A 21,772-nucleotide genomic window follows, 5' to 3' on the forward strand; every position below is an offset into this window, starting at 1 on the left:
ACGTATTATGAGTCTTCGTTATTTAACCGCAGGGGAAACGCACGGACCCCAATTAACCGCAATCGTTGAAGGTCTTCCGAGCAATATGAAGGTGGATTTTGAGGAACTGAATTTCCAGCTCCATCGCCGTCAAAAGGGATATGGCCGAGGACGTCGTATGCAAATTGAGAAAGATACCGCTGAGTTTGTAGGTGGAATTCGTCACGGATATACAACCGGTGCACCAGTGGCGCTCGTTGTTGAGAATAAAGACTGGACGCATTGGCGTAATATTATGAACATTGAACCGATCGAAGGCAATGATGAAGAGAAACGCAGAGTGCATCGTCCACGTCCAGGTCACGCAGATTTGAATGGCGGACTTAAATATAATTTGAAAGATCTCCGTAATGTACTAGAACGTTCTAGTGCAAGAGAAACAACGGTACGTGTTGCTGTGGGCGCGCTTGCACGTCAACTACTCTCGGAGTTTGGAATAGAGGTTGCCGGCAGAGTGCTTCGGATCGGAGAGATTGAGGCTCCTTATGAAGATATTCCGCTGGAAGAACTTCGTGCTCGTACAGAAGCCTCATCGGTTCGCGTTACGGATGAAGCAACAGAGAAAAAGATGGAAGCTTACATTGATCAGATTAAGCAAGAAGGCGATTCAATCGGCGGAATCGTAGAATGTATTGTAGAAGGAGTTCCCGTTGGTCTTGGAAGTTACGTTCAATATGACCGGAAGCTAGATGGACGTATTGCCCAAGGGGTCATGTCAATTAATGCATTTAAAGGTGTAGAGATTGGAATTGGGTTCGAAGCAGGCACGATTCCTGGTTCCCAGGTTCATGATGAAATTCTGTATACGGAAGAGAAAGGGTACCACCGTGCTACGAATCGCCTTGGCGGATTTGAAGGCGGGGTAACGAATGGCATGCCAATTATTGTACGCGGCGTTATGAAGCCGATTCCGACGCTTTACAAACCGCTGCAAAGTGTAGACATTGATACAAAAGAGCCATTTACCGCTCAGGTCGAACGTTCGGATGCTTGCGCTGTACCTGCTGCGAGCGTTGTAATGGAACATGTGGTTGCTTTTGAGGTAGCTAAAGCGTTCTTAGAAAAATTCGGTGGAGATTCTATAGAGGAGATCCGGGCCAACCTTGATAATTATAATGCACAATTGGAGCGTTACTAATGATGAGGGAGTTAAAGGTTGATCTAGGAGAACGATCGTACCCTATCTATATTGGCAGTGGTCTTCTTGAAACCGCAGGAGATTATGTTCAGAAGCATGGAATCAGTATAAAAAGTCCATTGCTTGTCATTACAGATGAGAAAGTTGCTCCTCATTATCTTGATACACTTCTCACTTCTCTGGAAACCGCCGGTTATGCAGTAGCATCTGCTGTGGTACCGAGCGGTGAAACTTCTAAGTCGCTGAAGGTTTATGAAGAGATGATGACAAGTGCAATTGAAGCAAAGCTGGATCGCAGCTCGGCTATTCTTGCCCTTGGAGGCGGAGTCGTTGGCGATTTAGCTGGATTTGTAGCCGCTACTTATATGCGTGGAATCAAATTTGTGCAAATCCCAACAACAATCTTAGCTCATGACAGCAGTGTGGGCGGAAAAGTGGCAATTAATCATCCACTCGCTAAAAACATGATCGGTGCTTTTCATCAGCCGGAGCTAGTCCTTTATGATGTAGACACCCTATTGACACTACCGAGTCGTGAGGTATCAGCAGGACTTGCAGAAATGGTAAAGCATGGACTGATTAGAGATGCAGATTTTGCCCATTGGTGCGAGGAGAATGCAGATCAGTTATTAGCTCTTGATAAGGATGCCTTAGCGTATGGATTACTCAAAGGTTGTGCGATCAAGGCAGAGATTGTTTCTCAGGATGAACAAGAAAACGGAATTCGCGCTATCCTGAATCTTGGTCATACCATTGGTCACGCAATTGAAGCCATTGCTGGTTATGGTGAATTCCTTCACGGAGAAGCAATCTCCATCGGGATGGTTGGATCAGCTAAGCTTGGTGTCATGAGGGGAGCAGATGCTTCGCTACATGAAGATACAAAACGGATGCTTAAGGCGATTGGACTACCGACTTCTCTCCCTGAGCATCTGAGTACTGAGGATATTATGTCTGCGATGATGCATGACAAGAAATTCAGAGAAGGTCATATGATCTTTATCATTCCAACAGCGATTGGTGAGGTCACCATTGCCAAAGATGTGCGGGCCGAGGATGTTCGCCTGGTGCTTGAGGAACTCAAGAAGGAGGTGTGAGATCGGATGTACACAAGAGGAATTCGCGGTGCAACAACGGTTGTGAGCAATACGGAAGCAGATATTGTGAATGAAACGAGCAAACTTCTAAAAGAAATCGTCCAGAAGAATTCGCTTGATCCTGAGGCGATATGCAGCGTATGGATTACGCTGACTAAGGATCTTGATGCTGCATTTCCAGCTAAGTCTATTCGTGAATTACAGGGATGGGAGCTTGTTCCCCTCATGTGTTCCCAGGAGGTACCTGTCAAGGGATCGCTGGAGAAGTGTATTCGATTCATGATTCATGTGAATACAGACAAAACGCAAAAGGAAATGGTTCACGTATATCTGAATGGGGCTAAGGCTTTACGGCCGGATTTAGCAGAATCATCAAATACATAGGTGAAAATGGCTCCTTGCCAAAACCTGTAGATGTAATGTATAGTGATTGTTAGCAGAGATGAGAAGAGTTTAGAGTTTAGATAAAACTTTAATTGAGTAGAGTATAGCAGAGCTGAGACGAGTTCCTATGATTTATGGCTTATGTGCGGTAGCGCATATGGGTAGCATAAAGAGTGAGGAACAACCATTGATTCATACTTTAGTGTATGGACCAATATGGAGAGATGAACATGGATTTTAGCAATATCGTGTACTTATGAATCACAGCATGGGCCATATTTATAGAAATATGGATGCTGCGGATAAGAGTTCATATGCTTCCTTCGATCAAGTATCTTAGGATAAGACTCTTTCTTTGTACATAGATAGAAAACCTCCATGATCGGATCATGCTGTTTACACTTAACTTTATTATTGTTTTTATGAACCTCTACGTTCTCGTAGAGGTTTTTTTGCGTGAGCATACCACTACTTCCATCCATCTACACTCTGCCCATTATAATTAAAAGGAGTGTTTTAAGATGAATAGCGAAGCACAACAAGTATTAAAATTAGCAACAGAATATAATCTGATTCCTGTTGTAAAACGGATTTTAGCCGATATGGAGACACCTATTCGATTGTTTAGCCGATTTGCAAATGAGGAATATGCATTTTTACTGGAAAGTGTGGAAGGAGGCAGCCAGTGGGCTAGATATTCTTTTATTGGCACAGCCCCTTTTTTATCGATAGCAGGGAAAAATGGTGTGTTAACACTTACGCATAAAGGTCAAAAATCACAAATGAAAGGAAAACCGATTGAAGAATTGAAGGCACTGCTGAGGCAATACCGCAGTCCAAAAATAAAAGATTTGCCTCCCTTTACAGGTGGAGCTATCGGATTCTTTGGATATGACTTGCTTCAATATTATGAAAAACTTCCGAAACATCAAGTGGATGATCTTCAAATGGAAGATATTCAGTTTATGTTCTGTGATGAAATTATCGTCTTTGATCATGTGAAGCAGCAGATCCTGCTTGTTGGCAATGTACATGTGAATCCTGGAGATCTGGATCAAGATATTCTTGAAACTTATCAAAGAGTGACAGATCGGCTGGAACAGCTCGCAGGCCAGCTGGCAGAAGAAGGACCTTCGGAGAATGCGAATCGTCTATCGATTCCAAACGGAGTGGAGCTGGGGACGGTTCATTCAAACCTGACCAAAGAAAAGTTTCTCGAAAATACGGAGAAGGCAAAGGAATATATTCGGGCCGGCGACATTTTTCAAGTCGTATTATCCCAGCGTTTTCATATTGAGACGGAAGTATCGCCGCTTCAAGTATACCGTGTACTTCGAACACTAAATCCTTCTCCTTATATGTATTATCTGAAAATGGAGGAAGAGATCATCGTCGGCACTTCACCTGAACCGCTTGTAAAAGTGGACGGAGGCCGCGTGCAGACAAGACCGATTGCCGGAACTAGGCCACGAGGACTGACAGAAGCACAGGATGCTGAATTAGCACAAGATTTACTTACGGATGAGAAGGAACGTTCTGAACATCTTATGTTAGTGGATCTTGGTCGTAACGATATTGGAAAAGTTAGTGAATTTGGCAGTGTCAAGTGTGACTCGTATATGGAAATTGAGAAATATTCGCATGTCATGCACATGGTATCAAATGTCTCCGGCACACTTAGAGAAGATCGTGATTTCTTTGATGCATTTCTGTCATGTCTGCCGGCAGGCACGGTATCTGGGGCACCTAAACTGAGAGCCATGGAGATTATAGCTGAACTAGAACGTGAAGCGAGAGGGGCTTATGCCGGCGCAATTGGGTATCTCGGTTTTACAGGAAATATGGATACTTGCATAACGATCCGTACCATTATTTTCAAAGAAGGTAAAGCTTACGTGCAAGCAGGGGCGGGGATTGTTTGGGACTCGGTACCGGAAAAAGAATATGAAGAAACCGTAAATAAGGCAAAAGCTTTGCTGACCGCCATTCGTTACGCAGAAGCGATGTTTCCCGTACAGCCATCAGCTCCAGCGTATGCTAACCAAGACTACATTTGTATGTCATCGAATTTTAAAGGATAAGGAGGAGGAGAAAACATGAATATGCTAAGCAGCGTAACTGCCATCCAGCAGGGACTAAATAAGATATTAGGTGGAAATCATCTGTCACAGGAAGAGGCAAGGCTTGTCATGTCTAGTATCATGAACGGAGAAGCGACATCCTCACAGATCGGCGGATTGTTAACAGCACTTCGCATGAAGGGCGAAACCGTGGATGAGATTACAGGTTTTGCTCAGGCTATGCGAAGTTCTGCTAATAAGATGATTACGGACCAGGAAAATTTGCTGGATACTTGCGGTACCGGAGGCTCTGGTATCAGTAAGTTTAATATTTCCACAGCTTCAGCGATCATTGCCTCCTCCGTATCGGTACGGGTAGCTAAACACGGCAATCGTTCCGCAAGCAGTAAAGCAGGTAGTGCGGATGTACTCGAAGCGTTAGGCGTAAATATTCACCTGAACAATACTCAAGCTAAGGCCTGTTTAGATGAAATTAATATTTGTTTCTTATTTGCCCAGCTTTATCATCCTTCGATGAAGTATGCCGCAGCGCCGCGTAAAGAATTAGGTTTTCGTACCGTATTTAATATGCTTGGTCCGCTTACAAATCCGGCTGGAGCGGATCGGCAGGTATTAGGGCTATATGATATCAACAAGACAGAGATTATTGCTGAGGTACTAGGAAGACTTGGTCTCAAAAGAGCACTCGTTGTAGCAAGTTATGACGGTCTTGATGAGATCAGTATTTCAGACAGAACAAAGGTTTCTGAACTGAAGGATGGAGCCGTTCATACGTATGACATTCATCCTAACGACCTTGGCCTTCGTGTACATCCGCTAACTAGTGTGCTTGGAGGCAATGCGGCTGAGAATGCAGAAATTATAAAAAGTGTCTTATCGGGTGAAATTAGCCCTTACCGTGATATCGTACTTGCGAACAGCGGTGCTTCAATCTATGTAACCGGCCATGCGGGAAGTTTGTCCGAAGGCGTTCATATGGCGAAGAGTGCTATTGATTCCGGCAAAGCCTATGCAAAGCTGACACAACTTATTCAGAAAACGGGGGAGTATGACCATGAGTACGTATCTTGATCGCATTGTAGCCACCAAAATAGAAGAAGTAGCAAAGCTTAAGCAAAGTTTTGATCTTACTGCAGCAGAAAGAAAGATTGCACAAATGCCGAATACGAAAGGGTTTGAGCAGGCTTTATCGAGGTCGCACAGTTGCGGGATGGGACTTATTGCAGAAGTGAAGAAAGCATCCCCTTCCAAAGGACTGATTCGCCCTGATTTTGATCCCGTGCGGATTGCCAAAGCATATGAAGAGGCAGGAACGGATTGTATATCCGTTTTGACAGACGAATTGTACTTTCAAGGCCAGGCGGCCTATTTAACAGAGATTAGAAATGCAGTGAATGTTCCCTTACTTCGTAAAGATTTTATTATTAGTGAGCTTCAGATTGCGGAAGCACGTTTGATCGGTGCAGATGCAATCTTACTTATTGCCAGCATACTAACACAAGAGCAGATGGGAGCCTATCATCAGTACGCTAAAGACCTTGGTCTTGACGTTCTGGTCGAAGTGCATGATGAGCATGAACTTAGACAGGTACTTGATCTGAATGTTGCCACCCTTATTGGAATTAATAATCGGAATCTAAAAAGCTTTGAAACGGATCTGAATACAACCGCACTTCTATCACAGCAGGTTCCTGCGGGCATCACCTTAATTAGCGAAAGCGGCATAAGAACCAAGGCGGATGTTGAGTTTTTAAAAACAACAGGGGCAAAAGGAATTTTGGTCGGAGAACAGTTTATGCGTAACGAAAATGTTGGTGAAGCTGTGCTTGAGATGATGGGAACGAGGAACTAAAATGATGTCTATTTCTAAAGTGAACGAGAAGCCGCTTGTAAAAATATGTGGACTTCAGGACGTTGAAGTGCTAAAATCTATGAAACACTTAACTGTCGATTTTATTGGATTTGTTTTTGCAAGATCAAAGCGTAAGGTGACTGCAGCACAAGCAGCAGACCTAGTGAATGTGTTGTCAGAATGGGAAATGCGTCCATTACCAAGATCTGTTGGGGTATTCGTAAATCCTAGAGTGGAGGAGATTGAAGAAATTCTTCGTCAAGTATCGCTGGATGTAATTCAGCTGCATGGTGATGAATCTCCAGCATTATGCCGAGAACTAAAAGCTAAGTTTGGTGTGAATGTATTCAAAGTGTTTTCTTTGAATAACGATCCTAACCAGGCGGCTGAAGATATAGATAGAAGTCTCGCTTCCTATGAAGGAGTAATAGATGCCGTTCTTATAGATACCTTTGATCCTGTATACGGGGGCGGTTCTGGCCGGACTTTTTCCTGGGAACGAAGCATTCCCTATCAGTTATGGGCTAGGAAAATGCAAATTCCGCTCTTTGTAGCGGGAGGGTTAGAACCTGATAACGTACATGAACTTGTGAATGGGTATGCACCGGGTGGTGTTGATGTATCCAGCGGTGTAGAGACAAATGGAATCAAAGACATAAATAAAATGATAGCTTTTGTGGAAAGGGTGAAGAAGGCATGACACTGGTACCGGATGTATATGGTCGTTTTGGACCTTTTGGAGGACGTTATGTACCTGAGACATTAATGAATGCCCTGATTGAACTGGAAGAAGAATTCAAACGTTTTTCCGAAGATGATGAATTTAATGAGGAACTCCGTTATTTGTTAAAACAATATTCAGGGAGAGAAACACCTCTCTATTACGCTGAACACCTTAGTCATCATTTGGGTGGTCCAAAAATTTATTTGAAGCGAGAAGATTTGAATCACACTGGCGCTCATAAAATTAATAATGCACTCGCGCAGGGGCTTCTTGCAAAACGGATGGGCAAAAAGAAAGTCATCGCGGAGACAGGAGCAGGACAGCACGGAGTAGCTACTGCTACTGTTGCAGCGCTGTTAGGTCTTGAGTGTAAAGTATTCATGGGAGAAGAAGATACAAAACGGCAGCAGCTGAATGTGTTCCGTATGAACTTACTCGGAGCGGAAGTCATTCCGGTTACGTCAGGTTCTCGCACGCTGAAAGATGCGGGCAACGAGGCCTTAAGATACTGGGTGAGTAACGTGGAAGATACGTTCTATATATTAGGTTCTGCAGTCGGACCTCACCCGTATCCGCTCATGGTCCGTAACTTTCAGCGTGTGATTGGTGATGAGACCCGTCGTCAGATCCTGGATAGCGAAGGCAGACTTCCGGATGTTGTAGTTGCACCTGTTGGCGGCGGAAGTAATGCGATCGGTATGTTTTATCCTTTTGTTGAAGATGAAGAAGTGCAGTTGATCGGCTGTGAGGCTGCTGGTAAAGGGGTGGATACGGAATTCCACGCTGCAACGATGAGCAAGGGAACACAAGGGGTGTTCCAAGGTTCAATGAGTTATTTACTTCAAGATGAGTATGGGCAAGTTCAAGAGGCTCACTCGATCTCAGCTGGACTTGATTATCCGGGTGTAGGTCCCGAACATTCCTATCTGAAGGACATTAAGCGTGCTCAGTATGTTCCTATAACAGATCAAGAAGCGCTGGACGCACTACAGCTACTCAGCAGAATTGAAGGAATTATTCCTGCACTTGAATCCGCACATGCGGTTGCAGAAGTTGTGAAACTAGCTCCAACCATGAAGAAAGATCAGATCATTATCATCTGTCTATCAGGCCGGGGAGACAAAGATGTGGAATCCATTATGAAATATACGGGAGGTGGACTCGCATGAGTATCCGTTTAAACCGGATGGATGAGACCTTCCAAACCCTACAGATGAGCGGCAAAACAGCACTTATTCCTTTTATAACAGTGGGCGATCCAGATCTGAGCACGACTGTTGAGATCATTTGTGAACTCGAAAAGGCAGGGGCTGATGTGATTGAACTAGGCGTACCTTATTCTGACCCACTTGCAGATGGACCCGTCATTCAGCGTGCTTCTGAACGAGCACTAAAACAGCAGATTACGATTCGTACATGTATGGAGACAGCTAAACGTGCACGTGCAGCGGGAGTGAAGCTGCCATTTGTACTCTTTACATACTACAATCCCGTGCTTCAGACAGGTCTGGAACTTTTCTTCGACTTGTTAGTAGAGCATGATATTAGCGGTATGATCATTCCGGATCTTCCGATTGAAGAATCTGCACAGATTCGTGAGTATGCGGATCGTGCCAATATTCATCTTATTCCCTTAGTTGCGCCGACATCGAAGGAAAGAATAAAGAAGATCGTCTCGAGCGCAAGAGGATTTATTTACTGTGTATCATCACTTGGTGTAACAGGGGAGAGAGCTGCATTCCACCAAGAAGTAGATGAATTTATTACAACGGTAAAATCATATACAACTCTTCCCGTTGCTGTTGGCTTTGGGATATCCAGCCGTGAACAGGTAGAACATTTTTCTGAAATTTGTGACGGGGTTATCGTAGGCAGTGCCATTGTTAGAGAGATCGAGAATACGATTCCTTTGCTATCAAAACCAGATACGAAGGAAGAAGGACTTTTGCAAATACGTCAGTTTGTGGCACAATTAAAAGTATAATTTTGGAGATTTTTTCATTATCCACAAGGGAGGGCTTGTTTATGAAACATAAGTCTACTATTGGTAATTTACCCGTATATAAACCAGGAAAGCCCGTTGAAGAAGTGAAAAAAGAGCTGGGACTCAGTGAAGTGATTAAGCTTGCATCGAATGAAAATCCTTATGGCAGTTCGAAGCTTGTGGGGAATGCAATTCAGGCAGAACTTGCAAATCTGAGTATTTATCCGGATGGTTCTGCAGGAGAACTTACAGCCGATTTGGCCGTACATCTGGGCGTTCAAAATGATCAAATTATTTTTGGCGCAGGTTCGGATGAAATCATTGCCTTGATTGCTAGAGCTTTTCTTATTCAAGGTGACGAGACCATCATGGCGGATCAAACTTTTTCAGTATATAAGAGTAATGCAGACATTGAAGGTGCTGTAAGTATCGAAGTTCCGCTTGTTAACGGTACACATGATCTGGAAGGTATGTTATCGAAAGTGTCTTCCAAAACAAAAATAATATGGGTATGTAATCCGAATAATCCAACCGGTACTATTATCACCGAGAAAGAGCTTATTTCCTTTATGGATCGTGTTCCTTCCGATGTGATGGTCGTTCTTGATGAAGCTTATTATGAATATGTTACGGATGAATCCTATCCTGAGACGATTCCTATGATGGAGAGATACAATAACCTTGTGATATTGCGAACGTTCTCCAAAATCTACGGACTCGCTTCATTGCGGATAGGTTACGGTATCGCGAGTTCCGAAGTAATCTCACTAATTAATCAAGTCAGAGAACCATTCAATACAACAAGATTTGGGCAGGTTGCTGCTCGTGCGGCCCTTAAGGACCAAGACTTTGTAAAAGCTTGCCATGATAAGAACCGTGAAGGGGTTACTTATCTGCAAAACGAATTTGATCGTTTAGGTCTTCACTATTTCCCTTCACAAGGTAATTTTATACTTGTACAAATTGGCAGACCGGCTGCCGAGATGTTTGATATCTTACTGCGACAAGGGATCATTATTCGTTCTGGGTTCCAGGTTTATCCTGACTACATCCGGGTATCTGTAGGTACACCAGAACAGAATCAAGCGTTCATCAAAGCTCTAGAGCATGCGCTTACCCCTGAACGCTCGGAAGTATAGTGGACTCGGAATGAGAACAGAAGGAATAAACTGCAAAATTGCAATCTTTGGCGTGGGACTCATCGGAGGGTCTCTCGCCCTTTGTTTTAAAGGGAAGCCGGGAATAGAAGTAGTTGGTTATGCGCATGAACCGAAAATTCATGAAAGATATCTAAAGAGCGGTGTACTTGATCATGTGACCTTATCCATTGAAGAGGCGGCACTGGATGCGGATTTCATTTTTTTAAGTGTACCGGTAGGCATGCTGAATTATTATCTTCAGGAACTAAATAAGCTCCCGCTAAAGAAAGGCTGTATTATTACGGATGTAGGCAGCACGAAAGCCTCGATTACAGCAGCTGCGAAGACACTCGATTTTCGAGATGTGTTTTTTATTGGCGGGCATCCCATGGCGGGTTCGGAACGTTCTGGAGTAGAGGCGGCTTCACCGCTGCTATTCGAAAATGCATATTATGTTCTTACACCTCAGCCGGAGATGGAAGAAGACGTTTATAATAAGCTTCATAATCTGCTGTCTTATACTAGAGCACAAGTCATTAGGGTAGAACCTGAGCATCACGATGATATCGTGGGCGCTATTAGTCACTTGCCTCATATAATTGCGGTAGCCTTAGTCAATCAGATCAGCAGTTATAACCAAAATGAACCTTTATATCAGCTGCTTGCAGCCGGAGGTTTCCGTGATATTACTCGTATTGCGTCGAGCGACCCGGTAGTATGGCGTGATATTTTACTTAGCAATCGTGAAGTATTACTGCGACTTCTTCGGGACTGGAATAAGCAAGTAGGCCAGTTTACTCAAGTGCTGGAGGAAAGTAATGGGGAAGCGATTGAAGCTGCTTTTCGTGAAGCCGGTTCTTTTCGAGACCAATTACCGGAGCGAAGAAAAGGAATCATCAATGCTTTATTTGACATATATATTGATGTTCCGGATACCCCAGGGATTATTGGCAGGATTGCTACGGAACTGGGGACGGCTCGGATCAATCTGAGTAACATGCAGATCATTGAGAGCAGAGAAGATGTACCAGGCATTCTCAGATTGTCCTTTCGGCAGGAAGATGATATGGAGCGAGCAATTGAACTCCTTACCCATTTGGGTTATACCGTACGAAGCTAAGAGAGATGGGAAAACTCTCTTAGCTTCATTTATAAAATCGCTTTATTTAAGTAAATATGCAAGATAATAAATAAATGTATAATTATGGTTGACAAAATGAAAACGGATACATATAATAAAAGTACAGTATGGTTTCTCTCCACTCCTATCCAATAACTGAGTTGCATATCATTGCAGCAAGCTGTGAACTTTGTTCACAGCTCTTTTTTTGTCTTTTTTTGAATGAGATATTTAACTTTACAAATAAACCGTCCAGACGGTATACTTAACTCGTTTGGTAATTGTATTGCTTCATTAAAGGAAAGAATAAGATAAGGGGTTATAAACACACATATGGAGGTTTGGAAATGAACGCATATTTAATTCTTGCACTTGCCATTATTGCAGAAGTATTCGGAAGTTCAATGATGAAATTATCTAATGGATTTAAAAAACTGTACCCAACTCTTGGATTAATAGTGGGAATGGGTGCAGCGTTCTACGGATTATCATTAGCCTTAAAAACAATCCCATTAGGTACTGCTTATGCAATATGGTCTGGAGTAGGTACTGCACTTACTGTATTAGTTGGGGTCTTGGTATATAAGGAGAAAGTAAATACAAGAAAAATGATAGGAATATTGTTGATCATTATTGGTGTAGTTGTAATGAAACTAGCAGCAGACTAATTAAAGGAGATAAGTACATGAGAAATGGATATATTTATTTAACAATAGCGATTCTGGGTGAGATTTTTGGTACAACAATGCTAAAATTATCAGATGGGTTTAGCAATTTATTACCTGCTCTAGGATTAATAATTGGTATGGGACTTGCATTCTATTTTTTATCATTAAGTTTAAAGACAATTCCTTTAAGCTTAGCCTACGCGGTTTGGTCAGGAGTAGGAACGGCTTTAACTGCGCTGATAGGGGTTTTGCTTTGGAACGATCCTTTTGGTATTTTAACGGGTGTCGGACTTCTTCTCATCATTGGTGGTGTAGTTATTTTAAATACATCCAATGCATCTGGGACAGTTCAAGAATCTTCTAAATAAAAGAAAGGAGTGCCTTATGAGAAGTAATTCCAAACGAGGAGAGATATTAGCTTCTGCTTCATATATTGTCGAGAATTTAGGGATGGACAAATTAACCTTAGAGGCCGTTGCAAATAAAACTGGGATTAGTAAAGGTGGCTTATTGCATCACTTCCGTAACAAAGAAGCTTTAATTGAAGGAATGATCATCGAGTACACAGAACAATTTATTGATGAACTTACATCGATTACAAGTAAATCGAATGAGCAAGGAAAGTGGATAAGAGCGTACTTAAACGTAATAATCAATGATAAAGCGTTAGTAAGCGGCTTAGCAGCAGCATCTGTTGCAGCAATGCATTATAATCCTTCTTTGCTTGATCGAATGCAGGAAATGTATCGTGTAATTACCAATGGAATATCTAATGATGGCGGCGATGTAATTGATTCAACTATTGTGAGACTAGCCGCTGATGGTCTATGGTTTTCTGAAATCTATGGATTAGGAAAAATGGATGAAGATACAAAAGAAAAAGTAATAAAGAAACTACATCATATGATAAATAAAGATTTACAAAACTAAAAGTTATTGGATAAGAGCCTTCACTGCTATCCAATAATGTCGTTCTGAAAGATGAATAGCAGGCAGCGAAGATAATTCACAAAAGAGAAGGTATAGCAATGTTACTATTTATAATGTTTATTTGTCTTTTATTCTCCATACTCTTTATAATGAGAGAGGGAGAGGATATTCTCAGAAAAGTCTCTTTTGTAGTGTTAATTACTAGTGTACTATTAAGTATACTACTTCTTAATCATGCTACATTTGGTGGTATGAATAACGATATTGAATTTCTTTCAATCTTTGCTTTCAGTGCATCCTCAATTTTTGAGAAAGTTGAAATATTGTTCTGTATTTCTTTCATAGCAATGACTGTCTATATTTTTTCTAATAAAAACAAATAATTTTCAATCATGAAATTTTAATAACACAGATTTTGAATAATGGGTTGCGATAAATTCGCGGCCTATTTTTTTGCTTACATGACTAGATCAAATCGGTCCACGTAGTCTTAAAGTATCATAGACGTAAAATAAATAACAAATTTTTCATAAATTAAAAGGGAAACTTTGGTTGATTATATGGTATAATGTTCCTTGGAATTATAGGAATGATTAGGAAAGTGTTACTACATAAGGGTTTACAAGCAAGAGAGTAAGAACTAGTTAGCTATTTACAACCTCATAAGAAAAATTACATTTCTGTAATTATATTCAATCATAATAATGGGTTCCCGCTCTAAAAAGTGTTGTTACAGGCATTTTTATATACCTGGGCACTATGGAACTGCAAGGAGGAGCTTAGACCTAATGGATGATTCAGAGTTGATTAAAGAAATAAAAGCAGGAAATGTGGAGCTATATTCTGAGCTCATGGGACGATATGAAAGAAAGATGTATGCTTTTGTCTATCACATGCTTCGCAGTTCTGGACTTGAACATATGTCAGAAGATTTAGTATCAGAAACATTTTATAAAGCTTACCGAAGTTTGAATTCCTTTCGCGAGATTGATGCATCTTTCTCGACCTGGGTGTATACTATTGCTAGAAATACGGTTCTTAGCGAACTTCGAAAACATCGAGGAAGTAATATTCCGCTTGAAGAAAGTGGAGTTATTCCTGTTGCTTCTTTGGATACAGCTCCTGAACAAGCGATGCTGAGAAATGAACGTGTCATTAAAGTGCGTGAAGCAATTAATAATTTGCCTGATAAGCAGCGAACGGCTCTTATTCTCAGAGAATATGATCAGCTCGAATATCAGGAAATTTCGGATATTTTAGGGCAGACCGTGAGTTCCGTCAAATCTTTATTGTTTCGTGCACGGATGAGCGTCAAGAATCAGTTGCATTCGTATTTCTTTGAACCGATCTATGAGGAATATGAAGGGATGAAGAGTCAATGAATTGCAACGAAGCCCAGGAGTGCATGACACAAGTTTGGGATTTGTCCGCACATCATCCGGTACGAGTTGAACTGAATAACCATATAAAAGAATGCCCAGAGTGTGCCTTTGAATATAGCAGGTGGGAAGAATTATACGATCTGATTCCCGAGACTTCAGATCCCGTTCCCGAAAAATCGCTTCAATCTATGCACGGTAAGGTAATGGACAAGATATACAGCGATCATCCGCATATTCAAAGAACGGATATCAAACCCTATAAATGGACGAAAACGACGGCCAATCGCTTCTCCATCTGGATTTCTGCTTGTTTAGCCGTATTGTTGAGCAGCATTGTGCTGATGGTATGGAAGGTAAGTTCTAACGGCGGCGATGCAAGCATGAATAACGATGCTGGGATTGTTCCTACCGGAGTAGCGAATAGTGCACCGGCTTTCAGCTTGTCTTACCATGATCCAAAGGGAGCTTCTGGAATTATTGAACCTTTTGTAGCAGGGATCCCAGCTTACCCTCAGTACTGGATGTTCTTATCCCTGCTAGCTTTGGGGATGGCTCTATTCTCTTTACGCAGAATGCATCACATTACAAAATAACAAAAAGAGAAGGAGGCATATCTTGAAATGAGAATTGGTCTAATACGTCACGGACTTACAGATTGGAATGTAGCTGGACGAATTCAAGGACGCAGCGACATTCCTCTGAATGATGAAGGCAGACTGCAGGCAAAGTTGCTTGGAGAACGTCTTCTTACTGAACCCTATGAATGGGATTATATTATAACGAGCGGATTGTCTCGCGCACAGGAAACAGGAGAAATCATAAGCCGTATCATTAATGTTCCTATGCTTCCGCCTGATGAACGTCTTCAGGAAAGATCTTTTGGTCAGGCGGAAGGTCTAACGCAAGAAGAACGAGAAGCAAAATGGGGAGTAGACTGGAATTTATTAGACTTAGGGCAGGAAAAAGAACCTGATATGCGAGTAAGGGCTCTTACATTTATTAATGAATTGGCGCAGATACATCCTCATCAGCATATTCTCGTCGTTTCTCACGGGGCTCTGCTTGCACAGTTATACAAAGCACTGTATGAAGATCGATATACCGAGAGAATTGGAAACTTGTCTCTTACCATACTAGAGAACGAAGAAGAAAAATGGAATCCATTGCTTTATAACTGTACTAAGCATTTAATAGACCCTTCGTTTGAAAAATCAAAAAAATAATAGCTGCGCAAATAACCCGAATGCAGATTCGGGTTATTTTTTTTGCCGTAAAGGAATAAATGTTTCAATAATTCCCATAATGGTAGTAAAACGGCGAGGCGATGGGACAATGAATTTAGCGGATCTACTCACGTATGCTGACATTGGTCAGCTGAACCGCATTGCAAACCATTATGAATGTAGCACCAACACCCATTCCAAACATGAATTAATTCAGAGTATTTTAGTTACTCTTGGTAATTCTTCCTTTGTTGAAGAAGTGGTTCATGAACTTCCAGAGGGTCAGCTTAGCTTTCTAAATGCGCTACTGTTTGATGGAAGGGTAAATTACAGCATAGAAGAACTTACGGCCCTTGCAAAGCAAGCAATGGAACCCAAGGGAGAACGTCCTGCTACGTATTTTCGAGATATTGTTGTTCAGTTTACGAAACGAGGTTGGTTATTTAACGGTTCAACACAGCAAACCAAATATTTGTATCGTGTTCCCCAAGATTTAAAAACGAAATTTGTGGGCGTAATACGTTCAAAATTTATACAGCTTGCTGAGGTTGTCTCTGAACCTTCTGTCTATCGTGAAGAACATCATTTAATGTTCGAAGATATGAAATTGCTGATTAAATTCACTGATCAGTATGAAATCCCTCTGAATCAGGAAGGATTTATGTATAAGAGGACGCAACAACAGCTCCTGGATTTTCTACATGTAAAAGAACCGTTGGTAGGAAAAGCAGGATGGCGTTTTGGATATGGGAGAAGCTATAAAGAATACCCTGATCGGTTAGCTCTACTGTATGATTATGCGACTCATCAGCGGTATATAGCAGAAAACAATGGGATTCTTGCTATTACCGATGAAGGCACTCAGGTTTTTGAAAAGTCATCAGACGAAGAGTTGATGCAGATTTTTCGCTATTGGTTAAGACTTTATAAAGGAGCCATTCCGAGTCTTGCTTCTGTTGTGTATTGGATTGGGGAGTGTGCGAAGGAATGGGTTACAGTTTCCTCCTTGCTGGAAAGCATGGGTGAGATCATTCATCCCTTCTATTACGATACGAATGAGGCTGTTCTTAAACAGCGAATACTTCAAATGATGATGCATCTAGGAATGGTTCGGATCGGAGAGCATGAGGAAAAGGGACAGGTTGTTAGAATGACACCCTGGGGAAGCCGGTTAACGGTAACCTGCAATGCGGTTCAATATACATCCCGTTAACCTGTAAAAATAACTTAGCTTAGCCTGAAAATATAACAATTGGTTGGAGGTGCATCCTATGGATAAAATGAAAGTTACTTACGAGGTCATGTTAGGACTGGCTGCAGAAATGGTCTGGGACGCGGCATTACGCAAACATCGAAGTGAACAATTGTATGATGAGATTGACAAAGCACTGGCATCGGGGGATGAAGTGGCTTTCCGCAGCCTGACGGATGAACTGAGATTAATTATTTCGTAAGACTATTCTTCGTTAAAAGAAAAACCCTTCTCTGAAAAAAGAGAAGGGTTTTTTGTGATTCTATAGAAACTCTTTCCAGTTATGGTTTCGAACATTATAATGGAAGTAATACATAAAGAGGAGGCAGGGTCTTGAAATTCAGCGAGATTACATCAGAAGATTGGGTGGATTTACAGCCTTACCTAGATACATGTCTCTTACCATACACCGCCCTTACGGGACAGGAGTCCCCCTACGAAACGGTAAGTGTGCTTGAAAGGCTGAGAGATTTTCTGGATTATGTTGAAATTCCTTTCAAGGGGCGAATAGTTACCTATCCTGCGGTTCATTATAGCCAAGCTTCGCAATTGCAGCAGTTGAATGAGTTATGCTCACATCTAAAAGCGGGCGGTTTCAAATATGTCATTGTGATGACCGCTGACGAGGCATTGGTTCAAGCTGAACTTCCTGAGGCAGATCTAGTGTTGTCTTTATCTGCACTTTCCTCGAGGAAGGATAAGGATGAATTAAGCCACGTTAATGTAAACGAATTCAAAAAGGATATCCAGAGTCAAATCTATCAAATGTGGATTTAATCCATTTCATAGGGATTATGTGACAAATTACCAACATTTTCATTGTAACGCTTCCATTCCCTGTTTGAAAATATGTGACAAATTCTTGACGGTCCTTGTAGGCTACTATATGATAATGTATGTCATAGTAATTTGTGGAATATTTTAAGAGAAGAATGAAATATTTGGATGAAAAAGGGGGTCGGAAGAGGATGAGCAAACACAATGACAGTGAGCATAATGTGCCTAAGCCACCCAAGCGGAAAGAGATGTCTCGCAGACAGTTTCTGACGTACACTTTGGGTGGGGCTACAGCATATATGGTTGCAGGTGTCGGTTTGCCTATGGTTCGATTTGGTGTGGATCCGATATTGCAAAAGAAAGATGAAGGCGCTTTTGTGAAGGTAGTTGAAGTGAGCGAAGTGACTTCGGAGCCTCAGGAATTCCATTTTGAACTGAAGCAACAAGATGGTTGGTACACTAACAATTCTTCACTAATTGCATGGATTCGCAAAGGGGAAGACGGCACCATCTATGCATTGTCACCGATATGTAAGCATCTTGGATGTTTGGTTGGTTACAATAACAATGCTGAGCTGCCAAATCAATATTTCTGCCCTTGTCATGGTGCACACTATACACAAGAGGGGAAACAGTTAGCTGTAGCTTCCAAACCGCTTGATGAGTACACCGTCAAGGAAGAAGATGGATGGATTTACCTTGGGGAAATCATTCCGAATCAGAGAGTCCAATAGGAAGGCGTGAGTAGATGTTTAAAAATATTTACAACTGGGTCGACGAACGTCTGGATATCACTCCTATTTGGCGTGACGTTGCTGACCATGAAGTTCCTGAACACGTAAATCCGGCCCATCACTTTTCAGCGTTTGTATATTGCTTTGGCGGACTTACATTCTTCATCACGGTAATTCAGATTCTATCGGGAATGTTCCTAACGATGTATTACGTACCCGATATTATTAATGCTTATGCTAGTGTAGAATTTTTGCAAACCCAAGTTGCTTTTGGCCAGATTGTACGGGGAATGCACCACTGGGGAGCCAGCTTGGTCATAGTGATGATGTTTTTACATACGATGCGGGTGTTTTTCACAGGATCCTATAAAGCCCCACGTGAGATGAACTGGGTCGTAGGAATGTTAATCTTTTTCGTTATGCTTGGACTAGGATTAACCGGTTATCTGCTGCCTTGGGATAACAAAGCTTACTTTGCGACCAAAGTAACACTCGAGATCGCGAATACGGTTCCTTATTTGGGACCTATTATCAAAGAACTTTTACAAGGCGGTACGATTGTTGGAGCTGAGACATTAACGAGATTCTTTGCCCTTCACGTGTTCTTCCTTCCTGCTGTTCTGCTTATTTTACTTGTAGGCCATTTTATTATGATCCGCCGACAAGGTATCTCCGGACCACTATAATAGAAGGGAGGAAACGCCTATGGCACACGGGAAAAAATCAGACGAAAAAGTTGTTTTTGTTGGAGATTCCAGGGTACGTAAGGGTATGGGATTTGTTACACCGCCTGACTATACCGCTTATCCGGGAAAATCAGAGGCTTTTATACCAAACTTCCTCTTAAAAGAATGGATGGTAGGGGTCGTTGTTCTTGTTGGCTTTCTGGTACTTACGATTTCGGAACCAGCGCCTCTTGGATATCCTGCTGATCCTGGTGCATCGGTAATACCGATGCCTGACTGGTACTTTTTATTCTTATATCAGTATCTGAAATACCCTTATGCTTCTGGTGATTATGTTGTACTTGGTACCCTCGGTGTTTCAGGTGTAGCATTTGGAGCTTTGCTTCTTGCACCTTTTCTAGATACGGGGAAAGAACGCCGTTTCTATAAGAGGCCCATTGCATCAACGCTTATGCTGTTATCCATTGCTTCGGTTTTCTATCTGACCAATGTTGCATGGACTCATTACAAACATGAGCTTGCAAAATCCGGTCAAGAGCCAGAACATATCACACGCGAGAAAGAAGCGCATGAGAAACATAATGCAGGGCTTCCAACTTCAATGGCGCCTACTACAGAAGAAGTAGCCATTGTAGATCCGGACGGAGTAGGTGCTGATATTTACAAAAAAGCTACCTGCGTATCCTGCCATGCTGCGGATCTGAAAGGGCAAGCGGGCCCTTCACTTCGAGGTATTGGCGATGCTCATAGCAAGGAAGAGCTTCTCGGCATCATCCATGATGGTATTGGAAATATGGGACCTCAATATGATCAGAATATTGCACAAGGTCTAACTGAGAAAGATATTGACACTCTAGCAGACTGGCTTGCTTCCCAGAAATCGGCAGAGTAATATTAGAATACGGGTTACCGAAAAAGGGCCTGACTGCTTCTATGAGCAGTCAGGCCCTTTTTAGAGAGAACTCCGTTATTCTATTAAAGTGAATATCACATGATAAAGGAGGATGTACGGTACGTGTTATCCCTATCTTTTTTCTGGAGCCGCTCTGTGTTGATGAACCGCGGTTTTTTATGGCTCTTATTTTGGTGTAATTTGCTAGGCACAGTTTATGGATACATATGGTATGATAATCAGCTTGCTTACACACTTCAAAATTACCCGGCAGCTCTCCTTGTGTTTGTACCGGATAGTCCTACTGCTAGTTTATTCTTTACGCTGTCCCTATTATTTTTGTTATACCCGCCATCATTGCCTTGGCTTAAGAAAGTAGGTCATGTGATTCAGGGTTTAGCTGTCGTCACATCGATCAAATATGGAGTATGGGCCGTTAGTATGATTGTAGCTGGCTGGTCATTTGGAGGAGACGTGATCTGGCAGGATTTCATGCTGATCGCTTCGCACTTAGCGATGGCAGTAGAGGCACTTCTCTATGTTCGCTTTTTTGGGTTTGGTATGGTTAGTCTGATAATAGCAGCAGGGTGGACCCTGTTAAATGATGTCATGGATTACACATTCGAAATCTATCCATATCTTCCTTATGAGCTTAATGATTACGTTGGCGGAGTTCGTACCTTTACTTTTACGCTGACGATTCTTAGTTTTATAGCAGGTTGGCTCGCCTTAAAGCAGGCGAAACGGTTATAGTTCTAGGTGGACCTCTCTCTTCATACGATACAGTAGGAGGGGATGTCCTTGTTTTTTGGAAAAAAGCGTTCTTCCTTACTAATGGTTGGTCTTCTATGTTGTACACTACTGAGTCAGATTTTCTTGCAGAACACCGCATATGCGGAAAATTCGGATGAAGCGAGTCCAAGCCTTTTAAACAATGCTGAACAACTCAATCAGATCGCAACCTCCTTATATCGAAATGCGCTCGACTATAATCTTTCTGCGGTACGTGAAGATATAGGGGATTTAACGAGGCAAGTAGAGCGGTTCTCGTTTGATGGGTTAACTACAGTAGAAGGGATGCATGCCCTCACAGAGACGATTGTGGAAGTAAAAGAAGCTACAGCCAGTGTGCAGGCTGCATCGGACTCTTTACAGCATGCGTCTGCGAAACTTAGACTGGCAGTGGATAGTTTAGCTCATCCGGATAAACCGTTATGGCTTCAATACTACAAGATTATGAAAGAAGACTTATCATCTATTGAACAAAAAGTAATGAATGAACCAGGAACAGATATCACTGCAGCTTATTCAGAACTGGAAAGTCACTATGAAACGATTCGTCCTGCAGCGATCATTCGGAGACCGCCTTATGAGATTGAAAGATTTGATTCCTGGATGTCTTATCTGAAGGGACTTACCATGAGTAACGGAGCAAAAGGACAAGACATTCTTGATGCGGTGAAGCAGGGGGATGAATTTGCGAATGCTTTGTTTGGTAAGGAGAAGGACGCAACCGCTTTTGTTCCATTTGCCGCAGGGCCGGAACCTTGGGCAGCCAATTTATTCCTTGGTTCTGCGATTGTGGCGGTGCTTGCGTATGTCGGTTACCGTAAGTACAGGGGGAATCATCAATCTTATTTCTAGTCTAATAAAATAAAAAAAGAAAAATA

At 42.1% G+C, this 21,772-nt stretch carries 25 protein-coding genes; all 25 read left to right on the forward strand.

Annotated features, from left to right (window positions below):
* Window positions 1-7 precede the first annotated feature (7 nt).
* Window positions 8-1,177, forward strand: a complete 1,170-nt coding sequence (gene aroC / locus H9647_RS08220) for a chorismate synthase (protein ID WP_191799251.1) — start codon at window positions 8-10, stop codon at window positions 1,175-1,177.
* Between the two features lie 2 nt (window positions 1,178-1,179).
* Complete coding sequence (gene aroB / locus H9647_RS08225; RefSeq protein WP_191799460.1) at window positions 1,180-2,274, forward strand: 3-dehydroquinate synthase; 1,095 nt, start codon at window positions 1,180-1,182, stop codon at window positions 2,272-2,274.
* Window positions 2,275-2,280: 6 nt separating this feature from the next.
* Window positions 2,281-2,658, forward strand: a complete 378-nt coding sequence (aroH, locus tag H9647_RS08230; protein WP_191799252.1) for a chorismate mutase — start codon at window positions 2,281-2,283, stop codon at window positions 2,656-2,658.
* Between the two features lie 521 nt (window positions 2,659-3,179).
* Window positions 3,180-4,739 (forward strand): anthranilate synthase component I, encoded by a 1,560-nt coding sequence (gene trpE, locus H9647_RS08235; protein ID WP_191799253.1) that lies wholly within the window; start codon window positions 3,180-3,182, stop codon window positions 4,737-4,739.
* Window positions 4,740-4,760: 21 nt separating this feature from the next.
* Entirely contained in the window at window positions 4,761-5,810 is a 1,050-nt protein-coding gene (gene trpD, locus H9647_RS08240) for an anthranilate phosphoribosyltransferase (protein ID WP_191799461.1), read from the forward strand.
* Window positions 5,794-6,591 carry an indole-3-glycerol phosphate synthase TrpC gene (trpC, locus tag H9647_RS08245; RefSeq protein WP_191799254.1) on the forward strand — a complete coding sequence of 266 codons (798 nt, stop codon included), beginning with the start codon at window positions 5,794-5,796 and terminating at the stop codon, window positions 6,589-6,591. Before trpD ends, trpC begins: the two co-directional genes overlap by 17 nt.
* 1 nt (window position 6,592) lies before the next feature.
* The gene (locus H9647_RS08250; protein WP_225229129.1) at window positions 6,593-7,291 is read left to right on the forward strand and encodes a phosphoribosylanthranilate isomerase; all 699 of its coding nucleotides are present in this window, start codon (window positions 6,593-6,595) and stop codon (window positions 7,289-7,291) included.
* Window positions 7,288-8,484: a tryptophan synthase subunit beta gene (gene trpB, locus H9647_RS08255; RefSeq protein WP_191799255.1), complete on the forward strand. Its 1,197-nt coding sequence runs from the start codon at window positions 7,288-7,290 to the stop codon at window positions 8,482-8,484. The genes H9647_RS08250 and trpB overlap by 4 nt, the downstream gene beginning before the upstream one ends.
* Entirely contained in the window at window positions 8,481-9,299 is an 819-nt protein-coding gene (gene trpA, locus H9647_RS08260) for a tryptophan synthase subunit alpha (RefSeq protein ID WP_191799256.1), read from the forward strand. The genes trpB and trpA overlap by 4 nt, the downstream gene beginning before the upstream one ends.
* 41 nt (window positions 9,300-9,340) lie before the next feature.
* Complete coding sequence (gene hisC, locus H9647_RS08265) at window positions 9,341-10,438, forward strand: histidinol-phosphate transaminase (RefSeq protein ID WP_191799257.1); 1,098 nt, start codon at window positions 9,341-9,343, stop codon at window positions 10,436-10,438.
* Window positions 10,439-10,448: 10 nt separating this feature from the next.
* Window positions 10,449-11,558: a prephenate dehydrogenase gene (locus H9647_RS08270; RefSeq protein WP_191799258.1), complete on the forward strand. Its 1,110-nt coding sequence runs from the start codon at window positions 10,449-10,451 to the stop codon at window positions 11,556-11,558.
* A gap of 347 nt (window positions 11,559-11,905) precedes the next feature.
* The gene (locus H9647_RS08275) at window positions 11,906-12,226 is read left to right on the forward strand and encodes a DMT family transporter (RefSeq protein WP_191799259.1); all 321 of its coding nucleotides are present in this window, start codon (window positions 11,906-11,908) and stop codon (window positions 12,224-12,226) included.
* Between the two features lie 17 nt (window positions 12,227-12,243).
* Entirely contained in the window at window positions 12,244-12,594 is a 351-nt protein-coding gene (locus H9647_RS08280) for a DMT family transporter (RefSeq protein ID WP_191799260.1), read from the forward strand.
* Window positions 12,595-12,610: 16 nt separating this feature from the next.
* The gene (locus H9647_RS08285; RefSeq protein WP_191799261.1) at window positions 12,611-13,156 is read left to right on the forward strand and encodes a TetR/AcrR family transcriptional regulator; all 546 of its coding nucleotides are present in this window, start codon (window positions 12,611-12,613) and stop codon (window positions 13,154-13,156) included.
* Between the two features lie 788 nt (window positions 13,157-13,944).
* Entirely contained in the window at window positions 13,945-14,538 is a 594-nt protein-coding gene (locus H9647_RS08290; protein ID WP_191799262.1) for an RNA polymerase sigma factor, read from the forward strand.
* Window positions 14,535-15,131, forward strand: coding sequence for an anti-sigma factor family protein (locus H9647_RS08295; RefSeq protein WP_191799263.1), 597 nt, complete (start codon window positions 14,535-14,537; stop codon window positions 15,129-15,131). The genes H9647_RS08290 and H9647_RS08295 overlap by 4 nt, the downstream gene beginning before the upstream one ends.
* A 27-nt stretch (window positions 15,132-15,158) precedes the next feature.
* On the forward strand, window positions 15,159-15,761 hold the full coding sequence (locus H9647_RS08300; protein WP_191799264.1) for a histidine phosphatase family protein: 603 nt from the start codon (window positions 15,159-15,161) through the stop codon (window positions 15,759-15,761).
* Window positions 15,762-15,870: 109 nt separating this feature from the next.
* Window positions 15,871-16,974 (forward strand): hypothetical protein, encoded by a 1,104-nt coding sequence (locus tag H9647_RS08305; RefSeq protein WP_191799463.1) that lies wholly within the window; start codon window positions 15,871-15,873, stop codon window positions 16,972-16,974.
* 58 nt (window positions 16,975-17,032) lie between these two features.
* On the forward strand, window positions 17,033-17,215 hold the full coding sequence (locus H9647_RS08310) for an IDEAL domain-containing protein (RefSeq protein ID WP_160033227.1): 183 nt from the start codon (window positions 17,033-17,035) through the stop codon (window positions 17,213-17,215).
* Between the two features lie 131 nt (window positions 17,216-17,346).
* Window positions 17,347-17,790: a DUF2487 family protein gene (locus H9647_RS08315; protein WP_191799265.1), complete on the forward strand. Its 444-nt coding sequence runs from the start codon at window positions 17,347-17,349 to the stop codon at window positions 17,788-17,790.
* 191 nt (window positions 17,791-17,981) lie between these two features.
* On the forward strand, window positions 17,982-18,524 hold the full coding sequence (locus H9647_RS08320) for a ubiquinol-cytochrome c reductase iron-sulfur subunit (RefSeq protein WP_191799266.1): 543 nt from the start codon (window positions 17,982-17,984) through the stop codon (window positions 18,522-18,524).
* Between the two features lie 14 nt (window positions 18,525-18,538).
* Complete coding sequence (gene qcrB / locus H9647_RS08325) at window positions 18,539-19,210, forward strand: menaquinol-cytochrome c reductase cytochrome b subunit (RefSeq protein ID WP_191799267.1); 672 nt, start codon at window positions 18,539-18,541, stop codon at window positions 19,208-19,210.
* A 19-nt stretch (window positions 19,211-19,229) separates the two neighbouring features.
* A complete protein-coding gene (locus H9647_RS08330; RefSeq protein WP_191799268.1) occupies window positions 19,230-20,102 on the forward strand; it encodes a menaquinol-cytochrome c reductase cytochrome b/c subunit in 873 nt (290 codons plus the stop codon).
* A gap of 99 nt (window positions 20,103-20,201) precedes the next feature.
* Window positions 20,202-20,855, forward strand: a complete 654-nt coding sequence (locus tag H9647_RS08335; RefSeq protein ID WP_191799269.1) for a DUF1405 domain-containing protein — start codon at window positions 20,202-20,204, stop codon at window positions 20,853-20,855.
* 48 nt (window positions 20,856-20,903) lie between these two features.
* A complete protein-coding gene (locus H9647_RS08340; protein ID WP_191799270.1) occupies window positions 20,904-21,746 on the forward strand; it encodes a sporulation protein YpjB in 843 nt (280 codons plus the stop codon).
* Window positions 21,747-21,772: the final 26 nt, after the last annotated feature.

It is taken from the genome of Paenibacillus gallinarum (assembly GCF_014836635.1).
In the GTDB taxonomy this organism is placed as follows: domain Bacteria; phylum Bacillota; class Bacilli; order Paenibacillales; family Paenibacillaceae; genus Paenibacillus; species Paenibacillus gallinarum.